Annotated in this window: 15 protein-coding genes; 9 read left to right on the plus strand and 6 right to left on the minus strand. The window is 67.3% G+C overall.

Translation table 11 applies throughout. The features are described 5' to 3' along the window. Positions 1–72 precede the first annotated feature (72 nt). From AB0I88_RS29835 to AB0I88_RS29845, 3 genes are all read right to left on the minus strand, one after another. Positions 73–276, minus strand: coding sequence for a hypothetical protein (locus AB0I88_RS29835; RefSeq protein ID WP_361031888.1), 204 nt, complete (start codon positions 274–276; stop codon positions 73–75). 51 nt (positions 277–327) lie between these two features. Further along, a complete protein-coding gene (locus tag AB0I88_RS29840; protein ID WP_361031890.1) occupies positions 328–1,962 on the minus strand; it encodes a PQQ-binding-like beta-propeller repeat protein in 1,635 nt (544 codons plus the stop codon). Between the two features lie 97 nt (positions 1,963–2,059). Beyond that, positions 2,060–2,935 (minus strand): hypothetical protein, encoded by an 876-nt coding sequence (locus AB0I88_RS29845; protein WP_361031893.1) that lies wholly within the window; start codon positions 2,933–2,935, stop codon positions 2,060–2,062. A 501-nt stretch (positions 2,936–3,436) separates the two neighbouring features. Here AB0I88_RS29845 and AB0I88_RS29850 point away from each other — a divergent pair. Next, complete coding sequence (locus tag AB0I88_RS29850) at positions 3,437–4,207, plus strand: arginase family protein (RefSeq protein ID WP_361031896.1); 771 nt, start codon at positions 3,437–3,439, stop codon at positions 4,205–4,207. 134 nt (positions 4,208–4,341) lie between these two features. Here AB0I88_RS29850 and AB0I88_RS29855 read toward each other — a convergent pair whose 3' ends face one another. Continuing rightward, positions 4,342–5,316, minus strand: coding sequence for an AraC family transcriptional regulator (locus tag AB0I88_RS29855; RefSeq protein WP_361031899.1), 975 nt, complete (start codon positions 5,314–5,316; stop codon positions 4,342–4,344). A 390-nt stretch (positions 5,317–5,706) separates the two neighbouring features. Between AB0I88_RS29855 and AB0I88_RS29860 the strand changes: the two genes are divergently transcribed. From AB0I88_RS29860 to AB0I88_RS29870, 3 genes are all read left to right on the plus strand, one after another. Next, positions 5,707–7,107 (plus strand): MFS transporter, encoded by a 1,401-nt coding sequence (locus AB0I88_RS29860; RefSeq protein ID WP_361031901.1) that lies wholly within the window; start codon positions 5,707–5,709, stop codon positions 7,105–7,107. A gap of 101 nt (positions 7,108–7,208) precedes the next feature. Beyond that, positions 7,209–8,111 (plus strand): NmrA family NAD(P)-binding protein, encoded by a 903-nt coding sequence (locus AB0I88_RS29865; protein WP_361031904.1) that lies wholly within the window; start codon positions 7,209–7,211, stop codon positions 8,109–8,111. Between the two features lie 1,175 nt (positions 8,112–9,286). After that, on the plus strand, positions 9,287–9,736 hold the full coding sequence (locus AB0I88_RS29870; protein ID WP_361031907.1) for an NUDIX domain-containing protein: 450 nt from the start codon (positions 9,287–9,289) through the stop codon (positions 9,734–9,736). Between the two features lie 39 nt (positions 9,737–9,775). Here AB0I88_RS29870 and AB0I88_RS29875 read toward each other — a convergent pair whose 3' ends face one another. After that, on the minus strand, positions 9,776–9,991 hold the full coding sequence (locus AB0I88_RS29875; protein ID WP_361031928.1) for a hypothetical protein: 216 nt from the start codon (positions 9,989–9,991) through the stop codon (positions 9,776–9,778). Between the two features lie 654 nt (positions 9,992–10,645). Between AB0I88_RS29875 and AB0I88_RS29880 the strand changes: the two genes are divergently transcribed. From AB0I88_RS29880 to AB0I88_RS29900, 5 genes are all read left to right on the plus strand, one after another. Continuing rightward, complete coding sequence (locus AB0I88_RS29880) at positions 10,646–11,401, plus strand: metallophosphoesterase family protein (RefSeq protein ID WP_361031910.1); 756 nt, start codon at positions 10,646–10,648, stop codon at positions 11,399–11,401. Positions 11,402–11,493: 92 nt separating this feature from the next. Beyond that, positions 11,494–11,835: a hypothetical protein gene (locus tag AB0I88_RS29885; protein ID WP_361031913.1), complete on the plus strand. Its 342-nt coding sequence runs from the start codon at positions 11,494–11,496 to the stop codon at positions 11,833–11,835. 428 nt (positions 11,836–12,263) lie between these two features. Further along, the gene (locus AB0I88_RS29890; protein WP_361031916.1) at positions 12,264–12,563 is read left to right on the plus strand and encodes a hypothetical protein; all 300 of its coding nucleotides are present in this window, start codon (positions 12,264–12,266) and stop codon (positions 12,561–12,563) included. 90 nt (positions 12,564–12,653) lie between these two features. Continuing rightward, positions 12,654–13,418 (plus strand): TSUP family transporter, encoded by a 765-nt coding sequence (locus AB0I88_RS29895; protein ID WP_361031919.1) that lies wholly within the window; start codon positions 12,654–12,656, stop codon positions 13,416–13,418. A gap of 78 nt (positions 13,419–13,496) precedes the next feature. Then, entirely contained in the window at positions 13,497–14,483 is a 987-nt protein-coding gene (locus AB0I88_RS29900) for a TauD/TfdA family dioxygenase (RefSeq protein WP_361031922.1), read from the plus strand. Between the two features lie 121 nt (positions 14,484–14,604). Here the strand turns inward: AB0I88_RS29900 and AB0I88_RS29905 are convergent, their stop codons facing one another. Next, positions 14,605–17,628, minus strand: coding sequence for a BTAD domain-containing putative transcriptional regulator (locus AB0I88_RS29905; RefSeq protein WP_361031925.1), 3,024 nt, complete (start codon positions 17,626–17,628; stop codon positions 14,605–14,607). Between the last annotated feature and the right edge of the window lie 197 nt (positions 17,629–17,825).

Genomic DNA, 17,825 nt, shown 5'->3' on the forward strand with positions numbered 1-17,825 from the left:
CGTCCGCAGGCGGCGCTGGACGCACGCCAGCGCGGGTTGCACCAGGCCCGCCGCTGCGGAAGCCACCGTCGATCATGCGGCCGATACGGCCTGGTTCTCGCCACAGGCAAGGGCCAGGCCGTTCGCGGTCAAGGTCAGCGGCGGTACCAGGTACGCGCCGACGTGGTGGTCACGTTGCCGGCCCGGTCGTGTACCCGTAGCCGGACCTTGACCTTCTTGAGCGGCCTCGATCAGCTTGAACGCCGTCGCGAGCCCGGCCGCCTTCGAACCCGGCACCTCGGTGACCTCGGTACGGTGCCGGACGGTCGCGAAGGTCGACGCGAGCCGTCACGGTCCGAGGCCAAGACGCCCTCGCATCGACTGGGTCACCAGGCTCGCCACCTGTGGCACCAGCTCGGGGTGCCCGCCGATCTGCACGTGCACGACTACAGCGCCCACCCGGATGATGGCGGACGTCGGATCGGAGCTGCCGTACTCGGAGACCTGATATACGCCCGGGCCGAGCTGGACCACCGGCGCCTGGTTGTCGCGGTATACGGCGATCTCGCTGTCGAGCAGGGCGGCTGCTGCGGCCGGCTCGGTCGCGACCCACATGACGGTCACCTCGACGGCCACCCCCGCAAGGTCCGATGGGACCAGCAGACACCTGTTCGGTTGCGGAAAGTGCACGCCCGGCAGGTCGTGCCGTCCAGGTTCGGCGACATAGCCGGCGGCTACATCGTCGAGATCGTCCGGGGTCAGCAGCTGACACGCGTCGGGCCAGGAGTCGGCCGTAGGCCCGCCGAGGACCGGTTCTCTCTCCCCGTCGACGACCGGAGCGTACGAGGTGAGCCGCATCCCGGTAGGGGTCACGTGCCGGACGAAGATCATCCCTGCTGCCGCGCCCAGCAGTTCGGTGGACAGGTAAGTGACATCGAGCGGAAGGACGACCATGCGGCCGTCGACCGGATCGAGGAGGCTGATGAATTTCGGCAGTAGCCATCGCTCGTCGCCGACCAGCGGATCCGAGACCAGGTACCGGTGGCCGGATGTGAGCAGCACATCACCGAGGTAGAGGTTCAGCCGACGGCTCCAGAGCTGCCGGCCGGAATCGGTCTGCCACGCCTGTGCGGGGTACCCGCCCTCGTCGTCGGGGGCTCCGGCCACGGAGATCAGGCGGTCATCGTGTGCCGCGATGGCCACCGGATCGTCGAGGCAGCGGCTGGGGAGCCGCTTCAGATCGGGCAACAGCGCTGAACATGCCGTGTCTGATCCGGCCGTCGTGATGGGCAGGATGCTGGTGCCGTCGGCGGCGATGGGGGGACGGCTCTGGATGCCTTCGTCCTGTTCGCGCCAGGACGCGACCTCAGCGAACGTGTCGGGATGGTAGATCGCGGTTCGGGGCTCGGCTTCGCACCTCGATGGCGGGTTCGGCAACGTTGTCGACAGCAGGAGGGCTACGGGGGTCGTACGCACGAATATCTGGCACGGGGTGGTGATCGTGTGCCGCCACCGGGTCTGTCCGGTCAGCGCGTCCAGCCCTTCCATGTCGGTGTCGCGTACGACGAGGACGGTGCCGCCGCTGGCCGCGACATCGGGCGCGATGACTTCGGCCCCGGAGCCGGACTGCACCGCGGGCGGGACCGGCCGGTGCCACAGCCGGCGACCGGTGGCGAGGTCCTGCGCGACGAGCAGTTGGCCGGGCCGCTCGCTCACGTAGTGGACGACCAGCACGGCGGGGGTGCCACCGACGCGGAACAGAAGCAGGTTGGCGATCCGTACGCCCGGAGCGTCTCGTATCTCGGCGTCGGGAGCGGCCTGTCGCCGGACCGCCCCGGTCACGGGATCGTGGACCGCGAATCCGCCGGGGCGCAGATCCGGCACGATGACCGCGTCCCGGTCGAAGAGGTACGGCCCGGTCTCGTTGAATCGGACCGGGTCCGGGGCGGGGGCGCTCCACAGGGGTACGAGGCGAGTGGGCATCGGCAGGTCCCCGGGTCTGCCGGGCGGAAGGCCATCGGCCGACAGTGCCAGCAGCAGGCCGCAGGCGATCACCCACCGCGCCGGGGTGCGGCGCACCTCAGCAGCCCTCGGAGCGGTCGAAGAACGAACACAGGGTCGGTGTGTCCGCGCTCCGGTAACCCTCGCCGACGTCTGCCACCAGGACGGTGCCGTACCGGTGATAGTCGGGCAGCTTGCCGGTGACCCGCAGCAACTGCCCGGCCCCGTCGATGACCTGTTCGTAGCTCTCGCCGTCGCTGACGACGGTGGCGACGAAGTCGAACTCGTAGGTATTGCGGTTGGCGGTGAGCGTGATGTCGAGCGTCTCCCGTTCGCCGCGTGCAAGATCGATCTGTTTCCGGGAGAAGTACGGGTCGTGCGGCGCGTCCGGAAGGCGCAGCACCGGATCGGCCGCGTCCAGGGTGGCCGACATCTGAATGCTGTCGTCCTCCCCCGCGTTGACGACGCCGAGATAGGTGCCGGACAACACGCCGGTGACCTTCCTGATCCGTACCTTCAAGTCGGTGACCCGCAGCGAGTTCCGGTCGCCCTCGAGGACGAGGCGGACCTTGATCTGCCCGACCGCTGCGGCGGCGTGCCGGCGCAGCAGGTCCGGTAGTTTCGAGGAGGACGCCGAGGAATCCAACAAGACGGCGCGGTCGGCGGCTTCGGTGACCTCGCCGGGCAACGCATAGTCGTCGGCCGAGGTGCGCACGGGCATGATCCGCAGCGCCGGGGCGCCGGTCCAGGCTGCCAGGGTGTCCCGGCCGTGCTGTGGCACCCAGGCGGTCAGAACGGCCACCAGGGTGGCGGCGGCCACACCCGCGAGCCAGGCGGCCGGCCGCGACACGAGACCGGCGAGCCTGCCAGGACTCGAGGAGGTCGCGCCGTCGGATTCAGGTGCGGGACGAGGGGCGGCCGACGGCCGTTGCCGGCTCTTCCGTTTCTTCGGCATGCCACCCTCGTTCGTCAGATGGGTTACGCCCAGACGAGGTCCGGCCGTGTCCAACGATCGCGTCGTTTCACACTATCGGCTTGCGGTTGTGGAATCCGTCGCCCGTCCGTCCATCCAGGATCGCCGGCCGTCGCGACTCGGGATCCATTCGGAAGAAGGACCGTTCATGGATTCGGCTGACCACCCCGCCGCCGACCGCGCGAGACCGGCCGACTGCCGGAATCAGTCGTGCAGGGACTCGTCGACGTCCGGTGCCTGCTTCACCTGCAGATACGCATCGAGACTCATCAGCGGACACTGGAGCGGGTCGAAGCCGACGATGACCGCGGGAGCCCCGTTCACCCGAGCGCCGCGTACCGCGGCTGCACTCGACACTCAGGTCGGAGAAGTCTGGCTGGGTGTGCTCGGGAATGGCGACATCACCGAACGTGGTGCCGCGGGAACGGACCGGTCACTTGCCGATCCGGGCAGGACGTCGTAGGAAGCCCATATTCTGCTCGGGTGCCCGACGTGATCCTGCTGCCTTTCCATCAAGACGAACGACTGCCCGACCACACCCTCGACCTACCGAGCACGATTCTGGCGAGGATCGTTGATCCCGACCTTCCCGACGATGACCAATGGACTCGACTCGTCACGCTGTACGACGCCTTGGCGCACCAGGTCGCCGCTGGAGCGGCGGCCGGGCCGACGGTGTCGGTGACTGGCGACTGCCTGGCCACTCTCGGCACTCTCGTCGGTTTGCAGCGCGCAGGTGTCACTCCAACGATCGTCTGGTTCGATGCCCACGGCGACGTCCACACGCTGGCGTCGTCGGAGTCGGGCTATCTCGGGGGCATGGCGCTACGGATGGCGATGGGCGGCGACCCTACCCGGATCGGTGGCCCGTTGGGGCTGAGGCCACTCCGTGAGGATCAGGCCGTCCTTGTCGATGCACGTGACCTCGATCCAGCCGAGGCCGACTACCTCGCGGGCAGCCAGGTGCGCCACACAACCGTCGCGGACGTGTCGGTGAGCGACCTTCCGGACGGACCGGTACTGCTGCACGTTGACATCGACGTGATCGACGCGAGTGAGGTGCCAGGGTTGCGCTTTCCGGCCGCCAACGGGCCCAGCAGCGCGAGCGTGATGTCCGCACTTGGCAGACTTCTCGCGAGTGGTCAAGTCGCGGCGTTCGACATCGCCTGCCCATGGCGTGAACCGGCCACGAGCGCCGAGTCCGAGGTGCGCCGCGACGTCCTGACACGCCTACTCGCCCTCGCCGCTACATAGCCGGCAGAGCACCTTGACATCATCGGCAGATCCGGACGGCGCCGGGGCGGCCACCCCCTTCAGATGATCTTCCGGTGGGCCGTCAGGTCGATACCGGTCTGGTCATCCCGCCGGGCGCACTGTGGAGGAACGGTTCAGGAGGTGGCCGCCATGGCCTCGGTCCGGGTGCCGTGCCGGGGCTGGCGGTGCTTGCGCTGCCGGTAGCTGCCGGGGGTGTCGCCGATCGTCTTACGGAACGCGAGATGGAAGCCGACGGTGCTCTGATAGCCGACCAGCTGGGGTATCGCACTCAGCGGGGTGCTCGTGTCGGTCAGCAGTCGCACCGCCTCACGCATGCGCCGGCGGGTCAGATGCTGTGCCGGGCCCTCGCCGACCAGGTCGCGGAAGGTCTTGGCGAACGTGGAGCGGGACATGCCGGCGCGGCGGGCCAGTGTGTGCAGCGACCAGGGCTGTTCGAAATCGGTGTAGATGGCGGAGAGCGCCTTGCTGATGCCCGGGTGGATGAGGGCGTGCAGGGCCGGGTTGTCGGTCGTGCGGTTCTGCAGGGCCACCCGCAGCGCCAGCACGAACACCATCTCGAAGGCGCGCAGGGCGATCAGCTGGCTGCCCGGGCCGGCTCGCTCGGTCTCCGGGACCAGGCATTCCAGAGTACGGGTCAGCAGCGGCTCCTGAGCGAGCATGTGCCGGTCGAGCACGATGACCGCGGGCAGTGAACGGTAGAGCGGAGGTTCTCCGGCCGGGTCGTAGTGCACGCTGGCGCACATCAGCTCGGTGGTCTCGCCCTCGGTGCCGAGCCGAATGGTGGCCGAGGAACCGAGCCGGCGGTGGGTGAGGACGGATTCGAGCGGCTGGGTCGGCTCGGTGGAGCCGTCCCCGAGCGTGTGCGCCGTTCCGTAGGGGAAGACTGCGAGGTCGCCCTCGTGCAAAACGATGGGCGGCTTTCCGTCGATGGTCACGAAACAGCGGTTGCGAAGGACGTAGTGAAGCACTGCACATTCGTCGTCGTCACCCTGCACGTTCCACGGCCCGCGCACCACCCAGCGGCTGTGAAAGACGCTGGTCAGGTGGAGGGGGTGGAGTAGATCGGTAAGCACGTCATGGTCAAACACGGACGATCCTTAGTTTGTGACGGCTGATTCTTTATTGATCGTATCAATGCGGCCCGGCAAGCTCACTGTTGGCAAACAAAGCTTGACGGCGGGTAACTACGCCCGCGAATCACCGGGGGTCACCGACTTCCGCCGGACAGCAGTCTGCCCGCGGTGCGGCAAGGGCCGTGGGAAGCAGCGGGGGAATGGAAAGTCACATGCGCGTCGTCATCGCCGGTGCAGGTATCGCAAGGGCTGACCACCGCACTGATTCTGGGTGCCGCAGGCCTCTCCGACGTCATCGTCGCCGAGGCCGCAGCAAAGATCCGGCCATGGGGGGCCGCCGACGGAAGCGCCGACCGGGGGCCTGAACGGAGGCCACAGCCACCGGACACCAACGGAAGTGATGGCATGTCTGATCCATGGAAGGCCCTCGCGGTCCTCGCCTCGACCCAGTTCCTGCTGATCCTCGACACAGCGCTCGTCAACGTCGCCGTCCCCTCGATCGGTACGGACCTGGACATCTCACCGCCCGGCCTGTCCTGGGTGGCCAACGCCTACCTGATCGCCTTCGGCGGCCTGCTGCTGCTCGGCGGGCGGGCTGCCGACCACGCCGGCCGGCGCCGCGTCTTCCGCATCGGGCTGGCCGTGCTCGTCGCCGGCTCGGTGATCGGCTCGGTGGCCGGCTCGGCGGGCTGGCTCATCGCCGGGCGGGCCGTGCAGGGCGCGGCCGCCGCGCTCGCCGCCGCGGCCGCGTTCGCACTGCTGTTGGCGATCTTCCCGGACGGCCCGGACCGGCACCGCGCGCTCGGCATCTTCGCCGCGATGGCTGGCGCCGGCGGGGCGGTCGGTACCGTGCTCGGCGGGGTCCTCACCGACTGGTGGGGTTGGCGGTCCACGTTCGTGCTGAACGTCGCCGCCGGGCTGATGTTGCTGGTGCTGTCGATGCGCCTGCTGCCCGAGGCGCGTGCCGAGCGCCACGGTAGGGGCTTCGACGTCGCCGGCGCGGTCACCGTCACCACGGGGCTGGCACTGCTGGCGTACGCCCTGGTCACCACCGGCGAGGCCGGCTGGACCGCACCTCGGACGCTGGTCGCGGCAGCCCTCGCGGCGGTGCTGCTGCTGACGTTCGTGCTGATCGAACGGCGTACCGCCGCGCCGCTGGTGCCGCCGGAGGTGCTGCGCCGGCCGCTGGTGCGTGCCGCCAATATCCTCGCCGGATTGTCCCAGGTGACCCTTTTCCCGATGTTCTTCCTGGTCAGCCTCTACCTCCAGGACGTGGTCGGGCATTCGCCGCTGGTCGGCGGCCTGGGCCTGCTGCCGCTGTCGATCGTGGTGATCCTGGTGGCGGGTCTGACCGACCGGATCATCGCCCGGTTCGGCCTGCGGACCGTCATGATCGTCGGCTTCGGGCTGGTGACCGTGGGGATGGCCTGGCTGTCCCGGCTGTCCGCGGAGGGCGGCTTCGTCAGCGACGTGCTCGGCCCGACTCTGATGCTCGGTGTGGGCCTGCCGCTGGTCGCGGTCAGCACCAACATCGCCGCGGCGGCGGACATCCGGCCAGACGAGGCGGGCCTGGCCTCCGGCCTGGTCAACACCAGTCTGCAGTTCGGCTCGGTGGTCGGCCTCGCGGTGATGACCGGGGTGGCGGCGGCCCGCGCCGGGGACACCGCCGATCCGGTCGCGGTCACCGCCGGGTTCCGGATGGCTTTCCTGGTCGGCGCGGTGGTCGCGCTGGTGGCGGCTCTGCTGGCGGCGCGGCTTCGGCCGACCGCTGTCACCGCGGGCGAACCGGCGGCCGCGCGCGGCTGACCCGTGGACGATCCATAAACCCACAGCCCAAGATCTTTATCAACGGTACGACCGGGGCCGCGGCAGTCTTCTACCGGGCACACGACGAAGGGGATTTGACGATGAGTCACCTGGTGTTCGGCGCCACCGGCGCACAGGGCGGAGCGATCGCGCGGGCATTGGCCGAGCGTGGCCACCCGGTCCGCGGCTGCACCCGGCGTGCCGCGACCGGCCGGCTCGCGGTCCCCGTGACGACCGGTGACCTGGGTGACCGCGGCGACGTCGGGCGGCTGTTCGACGGCGTGACCCATGCCGTACTCACGCTGCCGCTGGTGTACGACCCGGACACGGTCGCCGGTTACGCCCGCAACGTCGCCGAGGCTGCCCGGGCGGCCGGCGTCCAGCGGCTCGTCTTCAACACGAACACCTCGATCCCCGACCGGATCACGCCGTACGCGGCGTTCGAGACACGGCGTGCCGCGGAGGCGATCCTGCGCGACAGCGGCGTTCCGCTGGTGGTTCTTCGCCCGCCGGTTTACCTGGACAACCTGCTCAACCCGGCGGTCGGTGCGGGGATCGTCGATCAGGGCGTGCTGGCGTACCCGCTGCCCGCCGACCGCCGGGTCGCCTGGCTGTCGCACACCGACCTGGCGGCGGCGGCGCTCGCCGCCCTCGAGACGCCCGGAATCGACGGCCAGACCGTCGACGTCGGCGGCGCCGAGGTGGTCACCGGTGCCGAGCTGGCCGCGATCATCGGCCGGGTGGTGAACCGGAACGTGACCTACCTGCCGCTCGAGCCGGAAATCTTCGAGCGGGGGCTCGCCCAGGCGATCGGCGCCGAGGCGGCCAGCGGCGTTGCCGGGCTCTACAAATGGGCCTCCGACCCGTCCGGCCGGGACCTGTACGACGTGGACCCGGCGTCCGCGTCCCGGGTGCTCGGCTTCCACGCCCGGCCGATCGCCGAATGGGCCGCCGCCCAGCCCTGGCGCCAGTGGGCACGCGCGGCCTCGACCAGCAAGCCGTAAGCGCGCACCGACGGGTGTCCCCGGCGGGCCGGGAACCGACGCCCTTACTCCTGATGTTTCTGTGACACCGGCGGAGGAACGTGCTCCGCCGGTTTGTCGTATCCGAAGTGGTCGCCTGCAGACGGGCCCCATCGACCGGAGCGCTGACCAATCAACAACGAGCAACCGGGTGTCGATGACCTCCTTGAGCGCTGGCAGCATCAACGCCACCGCACCGATCACCGCCATCCCGCACCCCGTCGCTGTCGCCGCCAGCTGGGCCCACGGCATCGACAACTCCGGGTTGTCGGTGATGACGAAGAACGCCTCCGCCATCGGGACGGCGCACGCCACACGATCAGGGCACCCGGTAGCAATGTCGCCGCCGTCTGCCCCAGGAGCACCAGCCGCAACGTGCCGACGGTGACACCCTGAGCCCGCAACGACGCCAGTCCACGACGCTCTTCGGTGAGCCGGTCCAGGAGGCGACCGCCAGAGACAGCGTTGAGACGATGAAAGCCAGCGCAAATCCGGCCCAAGCCACCTTCCGGTACGTTCTGCTCGCCGACTGCGCTTCCCAGATCTTCGCCTCTACGTCGAAGACCTCCCTGCTGCCCCTGGCTTGTAGACGCTCGACAGCCGTTCGCACCCGTTCCACGACGGCGGGATCGCTGCTCGACACGGTCACCAGCAGATACCGCGCCGAAGCGGCGCGAAGCGCCTCCTCCGGCACGCAAGCAGCAAGACCGGTCTGCGGTCCATCCGTAGCTCCCGAGACACAGCTCCGGAGCGCTCATCAGGAGACCCGTCATGCTGAACGCTGCGCTGAGGAACAGTGGCACAGCGGCCATGTCTTGGGAGAGATCTGCCACGATCAGCCAGACAGCGAGTGCCACCCCTGCGGCTACCCGCAGGACACCGACATTGTCCGTCACGATCGGCTTGAACACGTACTACCGCGGATCGTCTGCCCCGCGCCCTGGGCGCGGTCACCGATCTACCCACCGCCGCCCGGATCTTCGGGACTCGGCCGGTCCCTGGCCTACGATCTCGCCCGCACCGACCGGTTCACGGCACCGCTCATCCGCGCCGGCACCCGCTACCGCGTACCCGTCTGCTCATAGGAGCTGTCCGCGGCACGGGCTGGGGACCGTGAGCTGACCGAGAACATCAACCACGAACCCCAGGAGAACATCATGAGCGGCCGATACCGGAGCATCGTTGACGTCTACGTGCTCCTGCGCAGAGCCGACGGCAACATCCTGCTCATGGAGCGCGCGAACACCGGCTACGCGGACGGTCAGCTATGCCCTCCGAGCGGACACCTGGAAGACGGGGAATCCGTCATCGCAGGCGCGATCCGGGAGGCCGCCGAGGAGGCCGGAGTCGAGCTCGCAGAAGCCGACCTCACCTTCATGCACGTCGTCCATCACCGCAACGCCGACGAGGAAGGGCGCATCGGCTTCTTCTTCCTCGCCGACGACTGGCGAGGCGAGCCGGTCAACCGCGAGCCGCACAAATGTGCCCGTCTGATCTGGGCGGACCCCACCAATCCACCCGCCAACACGGTGCCCTACACCGCTGCAGCGCTGGCACAGATCGCCGGGCGCCAGACCTTCTCACTCGACGGCTGGGACTCCCCGTAGGACCTGGAATCGCCATCCAACGGGCGCCAATGACCGCGCTCAGGTGATTCTTTCTAGTGCGTACCTCGCGGCTTCAGCGACGAGGGTGTTGTCGACCTTGGTTTTGCGGCCAATACGGCTCGACATGATGGAAACGAGGACGGGATCGGCGGACGGCGCGGGCCACACGAGGCCGATATCGTTCGCGATGCCGTAGAAGCTGCCCGTGCCGGTCTTGTCGGCCACGGTCCAGCCGCGCGGCACGGCCCCCCGGATCCGATTCCTGCGAAGAAGTCATGAGTTTCCGCTCGGAACCTGGTCGTGTGTAATCGATCAACCAGCCTTCATCCCGCCGAGTACGCAGGAATGCCCTCAACTCGGCACGGTCGCCCTTTGGCCGTAGCTACGTGCCGGAGGGCATGCTTGTCCTTGATGTGGTCGACAACCTGATCATGTACGTCGGAGTCATCGACCGGTCACCCCTCAGCTGACACTCCGTGCTCTCCGGCGCAACAAGCCCCCCAACCGCGCCTTACACGCCGCAATGAGTGATTCGTGGGGACTGTAAAAAGTTGACAGTCCCCAAGACGGGTGCCGCAAGAACGCGACACGCGAGACACCTAGTCGGCCATCAGCCACGCGGCACCCGACCCCGATTGCGGCCAGACGCCTCGCGACCTGCGATGGCACGGGCCAGACCGTAGAAGTGGGGTCCGGCAAAACCTGTCGTCGGTCCGGACAACCGGCCATGAACATCCGCGTGCGGGGCGCACAATTCATCAGTCCGGCCCACACCACATCGGCTATTCAGGCAGCCTGAACGCCTTCCGTCGACCCGATGGGCTCATCGCCATGACCTACGCAATCCGGCGGAACCATCACCTGGGCCGGCGCCACCCTTCCCGGGCAGCGACCGTAGACACTAGGACGATGCGTGAACGTGTTGCTGTCCTTTCCGACGTCCACGGAGTCCTTCCAGCTGTCGAAGCAGTCCTGGCCGAACCGGAAGTCGCCGCTGCGGACCTCATCGTGCTGACCGGAGACGTGGCCTGCGGCCCGCAACCCGCCGCGGTCATGGACCGGCTGCTCGGCCTGGGCGACCGCGTTGCCTGGGTCAGGGGCAATGCCGACCGAGAGCTCGTCGAATACCGGCGGGGAGCGTGTACCGAGATCCCCGACCCGATCGGGCCGTCGGCCGCCGAGAATCTGCGTGAGGAGCACGTCGACTTCCTCGCCGAGCTGCCGATCAGCCTCACCCTGACCGTGCGCGGGCTCGGCAAGGTGCTGTTCTGCCACGCTACGCCCCGTAACGACGAGGAGATCGTTCTGGTCACCTCCAGCACCGACCGGTGGGCGGAAGTCCTCGCCGACGTCGACCCGGAGGTGACGACCGTGGTGTGCGGGCACACCCACATGCCGTTCACCCGGCTCGCAGCGAACCGGCTGGTGGTCAATCCGGGCAGTGTGGGCATGCCGTACGGCCGGGCCGGGGCGCACTGGGCCATGCTGGGCCCCGGCGTCGAGCTGCGCCGGACCATGCTCGACGTGCCGACCGCCACGGCCAGCATCGCGGCCGGCTCCACCTTCGTGCAGGCCGAGGAGTGGGCCGACTACTGCCTGAACGCCCGAGCGACCGAGCAGGACGCGTACGCCATCTTCGCGCCCGCGGAGCGCGCCGGCGCCTGAGCCGGCGGCCTACGTCAGCCCGGGTTCGAGCCACCCGCAAGCGCCGGCACACCGATGCGTGCCCGGATCGCCGGCCAAGGAGGACGTCGCGGATGAGGACTGCGGCACGCGCCCTGGTGTTCGACGACGCCGACCAGCTGTCTCTCAACAGGTACCGGCCCATTCGCTTACGTCCGCGCTCGGGCGAGAGCCTCACCTTCCGCCACGGCGTTCTGCAGTTGCTCGACGAGTTGGCGCAGGCTTGCGTCGAGTTCGACCTGGTCTCTCGTCTCCGCGAAGATCTCTTCACATACGTCGTCGACGAACGGCTGCCAGGCTTCGCGAGCGCGCCGCGTGCCCTCGGTGGCTACCTGTTGCAGCTTCTCGACCGCCGCCTTTTCCTGGTTCGGACGCGCCCGGCCCGCTCACGGTCGTCAGCGACTTTCGCCAGGTAGACGGCAAGGGGAAGCGCGGCTTCGGCGACGCCGATGTACCGTCCCAGTTCGCCGGCGGCCTTCACCGCTTTGGCCTTGCCACCGGCGATGGGCCCGAGTGCGTTGTTCGTGGCCTTCAACGCACTGATCAACATGGTCCCGACCGTCTGGACATGTTCGGCGGCACCGCTGGGCGCTGCCCGGGTCGTGGTGGCATCCTGCGCGGACTTGAGATTTACAAATGTGCGCTCCGGCTTGGCGGGATTGGCGCGGGGAAGGCGGATCCCGCACAACCCAACCGGCGGCGAACTTCCGGCTCTCGTCTTCCGGCCTCGTCGGAACCGGCGAAATCGGCACGACATCAGGGTGAAAGGGAAGCCCACTTGACTTCTTCCTGACCGCTCGTTCCAGCCTGCGACAACCGCAGCACACGAGCACGGAGGATGAAGATGAACAAGACCAGTGCGGCAGCGGTAGTCGGCATCGGCCTCGTCGCGCAGATCGCCCTCGTCGCCGCGCCGGCATACGCCGCCAGCCTCGCCCCCACCTGCATCACTCGCACCATGTCCTCGCTTCCTTCGCCGGTCGGCGAGATCTACGAGGTCGTCGTCAAAAACAACTGCACCACCACATGGAAGGTCAAGGTCGTCATCGACTCGTGGATCGACAGCGACTGCTGGTCGCTGACTCCGGGAACCAGCAAGCGGCACACCCACCAAGGCCGCTACAACTCGACCGTGCTGTGCTGATCCTTGCCCGCCGATGCTCGGCCGAGCCGACGGTGACCGCCATGCACCCACCGTCGGCCCGGCCGAGCGAAAGTCCATCGCGGGGATGCGATGGAGATTCATGACTACGCGATTCTGCTCTTGATCGCGGCCGCGGCCGGATGGGTCGATGCGGTGGTCGGTGGCGGGGGGCTGATTCAGATCCCGGCCCTGATGCTGGGTGTGCCAGGAATGACGCCGGTCATGGCTCTCGGCACAAACAAGCTAGCCGCGGTCGTCGGCACAGCCTCCGCGGCGGTGTCCTATGCACGCCGCACCAAACTCAACTGGCCGATCGTGGCACCCGCCACGGTGATCGCCACCGTATTCGCTGGTTTCGGGGCCAATGCTGCCTCCAGGGTGCCGGCGGAGTACTTCCGGCCGTTCACGATGGCCTTGCTGGTTCTGGTGCTAGTCATCGTGGTGGCGCGCCCGTCCTTCGGGATGACCAGCGCTGGGGGGCCGGCCAGACTTAGGCGCCAAGTCGGCATCGTCCTGCTCGTCGGTATCGTGATCGGCTTCTATGACGGCATCTTCGGCCCCGGCACCGGGACCTTTCTCATCATGGCTTTCACCACTGTGCTGGGACTGAACTTCCTGAGTAGCTCGGCCAGCGCCAAGTTCATCAATGCGGGGACCAACCTGGGAGCACTCGTGGTCTTCGCGGCCAACGACCAGGTTCTCCTAGGGCTGGGAATCGGAATGGCCGTGTGCAACGTCATAGGCGCTCAGATCGGGACTCGGACCGCATTGAAGCGCGGCGCCAAGTTCGTCCGAACCGTATTAGTGGTCGTGGTTCTAGGTATGGTCGCCCGCCTCGCGTCCTACTACATCTGACCCGCATAGCGTTCGCGTTCCACCAGCCTGGACCACCGTTCGGGCCCACGCTCACACGAACAATGTGGAGGATTCAACATGGCCATCACGTCCGAAATGGTCCATGAATACACCGTCGACGATGACGAGCGCACCGTTCTGGCCGAGCTGGCCGAGAGCGCGGCGGTACAGCTGTATGCGAAACCCGAAGCCGTCGTCGATCAAATTCTGGAGATGCCTGCGGAATTGCGACATCGCCTGCTCGCGTTCGCGGACGACTCGCCATCCGGCTTCTTCCTCATCCGGGGCCTGGAAACCGGATCTCTGCCGGAGACGCCCACCACACACGGCGGGACCGTCCTCACCACACACGTGACCACCGGTTTCATGGTGCTGGTGGCCGAGTTGCTCGGATCGCTCACCGGATATGCCGACGAGAAGGGCGGCGACCTGGTCCATGAGGTGCATCCGGTGCGCGGTGAGGAGCAGCGTATCGAGAACACCGGTTCGGTGGCCTTCGACTTCCACACCGAGAACGTGCATCATCCGCTACGACCGGACTTTCTCGCACTGCTGTGCCTGCGGCAGGATCACGACAAAGTCGCGGCAACCCGCGTCGCGTCCATCAGGGAAGCCGTTTCGTACCTTTCGCCGGAGCACCTGCAAGCGCTGCGTGAGCCGGCATTCGACAGCCTGTACCCGACCTCCTTCACCCGAGGATCGAGTGGGCAGCGACCGGTCTCCCCATCGCACCCTGTCCTGTTCGGCAACGAGGAAAAGCCGTTTATGCGCTTCAACTCGCACAACACCAAGGCACGTGACGCCGTGGGGCGGGCCGCGCTGCAGGCGCTCACCGAGGCGCTCGAACATGTCAGCCGCGACGTGGTCCTCAACCCCGGTGAAATGGTGATCGTGGACAACCACATCGCCGCCCACGGCCGGTCCGCGTTCGTGGCTCGCTACGACGGCAAGGACCGGTGGTTGCGCCGGTGCTACTCGCTTCGCTCAACCCCTCGCTGGACCGAGGCGATGATGGACCGTCCCCGGGTACTTCCGTCGCTGAGCGGGATCCGCGGCGTCCTGTGATCGGCTGGCGGCGTGATCCACCCCGCGTGGATCGCGCCGCCGAACCGCCGGTGGCGGCGGACCGGAGGTGACGACGGCGGGGGCGGGTTGGGGCTCCGCTCCGCCGCCACCGCACCGGCAGTCATTTATGAGCGGCCAGATGCCGTAGCTCAGCGATCCTGTTGCGGCAACGCTGCAGCCACAGCGACGCATGGATCCGATCAGACAACGACTCGGCCTCCCGCAGGTACCGCAGTGCGCCCTCGGGACGAGACATCGCCTGCTCGTATTCGGCGAGCGCCAGAAGGGTCGGTATCTCGATCAGGTGATCACCGATCTCGGCCGCCTCGATCCGGGCCTCGGTGAGCAGCACCTCCGCCTGCGAAAGATCACCTTGACGCACCTTCGCAAGACCGAGACCGTGTAGCGCGTAGCCACGCCCGCGGCGGTCCCTGATCTCGGTGACAATGCGCAGGACCTCCGTGAACACCGCTTCGGCTTGCGGTGTCTCTCCGCGGGCCAGCGCGAGTTCCCCCAGGCGATACTGGGCTTGAGCGTGGCTGCGTTGCGAGTCCGAGGACATCTCCGCTGCCCTGGTGAGGTGATGTTCCGCCTGGTCGAAGTTGCCGGTTTCCAGGTGCAGCTGCCCTATCCATCGGACCACGTGTGTCTCTGCGCCGCGATCACCCACGTCATGCAGGATCCGCTTGGCTTCCTCGTACTTGGCGAACGCCTGGGACAAGTTGCCCACGACACTGTCGGCGTAGGCGGCTTTTCGCAACGCGACGGCATATCCGTGCCGCTCATTCACCGTCGAGAAGATGGCGAGTGCTTGGCGGAGATGTTCGGAGGCCTCCTCGTACCGATGCAGGGTGACGTAGAGATCGCCCAGGCCCGTGTGAACTGCGGCCTCGCCACGCATATTGAGCGCGCCGCGGACAGCGGAAAGGGCGGTCTCATGGGTTTCCCGCCATTCGTCGTAATGGCTTCGCGTGCCGAACAGGGAGATGGACGAGACGGCGAGGTCCCAGCAGTGTTCGTCGAGGTTGTGGTCGGCGGCCTGATGTATGGCCGCGACAATCGATTGGCGTTCGGCCTCGTACCACACGGACGGCTCGCCGATCAGCTCGTCGCAGAGCCCACGATCTAGGCCCCAGCGCTCCCCGGATCCGTGAATGACGGCGAAATTTCCGCCCAGTATTCTTTCGTGGGCTTGTTCCACGAGTGCGAGCCAGGTGCCCATCATGCGCACTATCGCGGCATTCCTGTCAGCGGGCTTCTCTTCTAGCGCGGCCCGTTCCCTCGCATACAGTCGAACGAGGTCGTGCAACCTGTAGCGGACCTGTCCCGTCTCGTCGCGACCGAACACATCGACGAGTTGCGCGTCGACCAGTGTCTCCATCAGGTCCTCGGCAGTCACGGCACTGGTCCCCATGAGTGGAGCACCCACCCATGCCGCGAAATCCGGTGCCTCGACCAGCGCCAATCGGCGAAACAGACGCCGGGCATCGCGGCTGAGTGAACGATATGAGAGGGCTATGCTCGCTCGTACCTCAAGCGATCCGTGCTTCATCTCGTCCAACCGGCGGCCCTCATCGGTGAGCCGCCGCGCGAAACGGCTCAGCCGCTGGTGCTTTCGGGCGGCCAGGCGCGCACTGACGATGCGAACAGCAAGCGGAAGGCCCCCGCAGCACTGGACCAATTCCCGGGCGGCGGCAGGATCCTCGCCGATACGTTCCGGCCCGGTCACGCGGGCCAGCAGCGTCATGACGTCGTGGTCCGGCAGCAGACCCAGTTCCAGATGTTCGGCCCCGTCCAAGCCGGTCAAACGCGTGCGGCTGGTGATCAGAGCCGCGGATCGACCTGAGCCGGGAAGAAGGTGCTGGACCTGGGTTTCGTCGGCGGCGTTGTCGAGCACCACGAGGATCCGCCGGCTGGCGAGAGCGCTACGGTACATGGCCGCACGTTGCGGGAGGGAGTCCGGCAGGATCGCGTTGTCGACTCCCAACTCCCGCAAGAAGACGCCCAATACCTGCATCGGCCGGGCCGGAGGTAGTTCCGCACCGTTCAGATTGACGTAGAGCCGGCCGTCCGGGAACCTGTCCCCCACACGGTGGGCGACCGTTATCGCGAGTGCGGTCTTGCCGATTCCTCCGGGCCCCGAAATCGCCACAACCTCGAGTTTTCCATGGTCGCTGTCACCGGTCAGTGCCGCAGACAGTGCGCTTGTCTCGGCGTCGCGGCCCGCAAAATCCGCGGTTCCGGCGGGCAGCATCTGGGGTGGAGGACGAATGGCCTTCCCGCTGTCCTGTTCCGTGTCATCGCCGTTTCGGTTGGCGCGAAAGTCATTCGCGGATGATCCTCCACCCGGCCGTTCCGGCCGCCTCGGGGCGGATTCGGTCGCTGTGACTCTTAAGGTGCCCTTCAAGATCGCATCATGAAGGGCACGTATTTCCGGCCCAGGTTCCAGTCCCAATTCCCGGTCCAGCAGCTTGCGCGTGTCTTGGTAGAGGCTCAGCGCGTCCGCCTGCCGCCCTGTGCGGTACAAACTCAGCATCAGTTGGCGACGTGGGCGTTCACGAAGCGGGTTGGCGGCCACGAAAGCGGTAAGCTCACTTACGAGCTCATGATCGCGGCCTAGTCGCAGTTCCGACTCCGCGCACTCCTCTGCCAGCACGAGTCGCTTCTCCTCCCAGCGGGCCACTTCGGGTCCGAGCGCTGGGCTGGTCAATCCGGCGAGCACCGGCCCACGCCAGAGGCCGATGGCCTCCCGAAAGCGATCCACAGCCAGCTCGTGATCCTCATCCGCCAAGGCCTTGCGAGCGGCGGCCTCCAGTTCCTTCGCCCGCTCGATATCCAAAAAATGGCCGTCAAGCCGGACGAGATAGCCGGGTGCGTGTGTTTCGATGAGCCCGGCACCTGCGCCGGCGTTGCTGAATGCCCGACGTAATGCCGAAATGCAGATGGCGATCTGATTTTCCGGATTCCGGGGAAGCCTTCCGCCCCAGATGGCCTCCGCGAGACGTCCGACGGACACCACTCGGCCGGCGTCCAGCAGGAGGGTTGCGAGGGCGGCTTTTTGTCTGGTCGCCGTGAGCGGAATAGTCTGGCCCCGGACAGTTGCCGAAATCGGACCGAGCACTCTGAACTCGAAGGCTTTCTGCATTCCATCCCCGTTGTATCCTTTGTCTTCACGACACGGAAACAATAGCCGAGGGTCGATCTAACTCCATGGCATTGCATGGTTCAAGAACGTAACCTACATCACTGACCTGATCTCAACAAGATCCGGATAGGTATTTGTATTCGTAGTGGGTCAGGTGTAGCGCGGCGGCGACGATGTCGCCGGTCCGGCGAGGGCTG

The organism is Actinoplanes sp. NPDC049802 (assembly GCF_040656595.1).
In the GTDB taxonomy this organism is placed as follows: domain Bacteria; phylum Actinomycetota; class Actinomycetes; order Mycobacteriales; family Micromonosporaceae; genus Actinoplanes.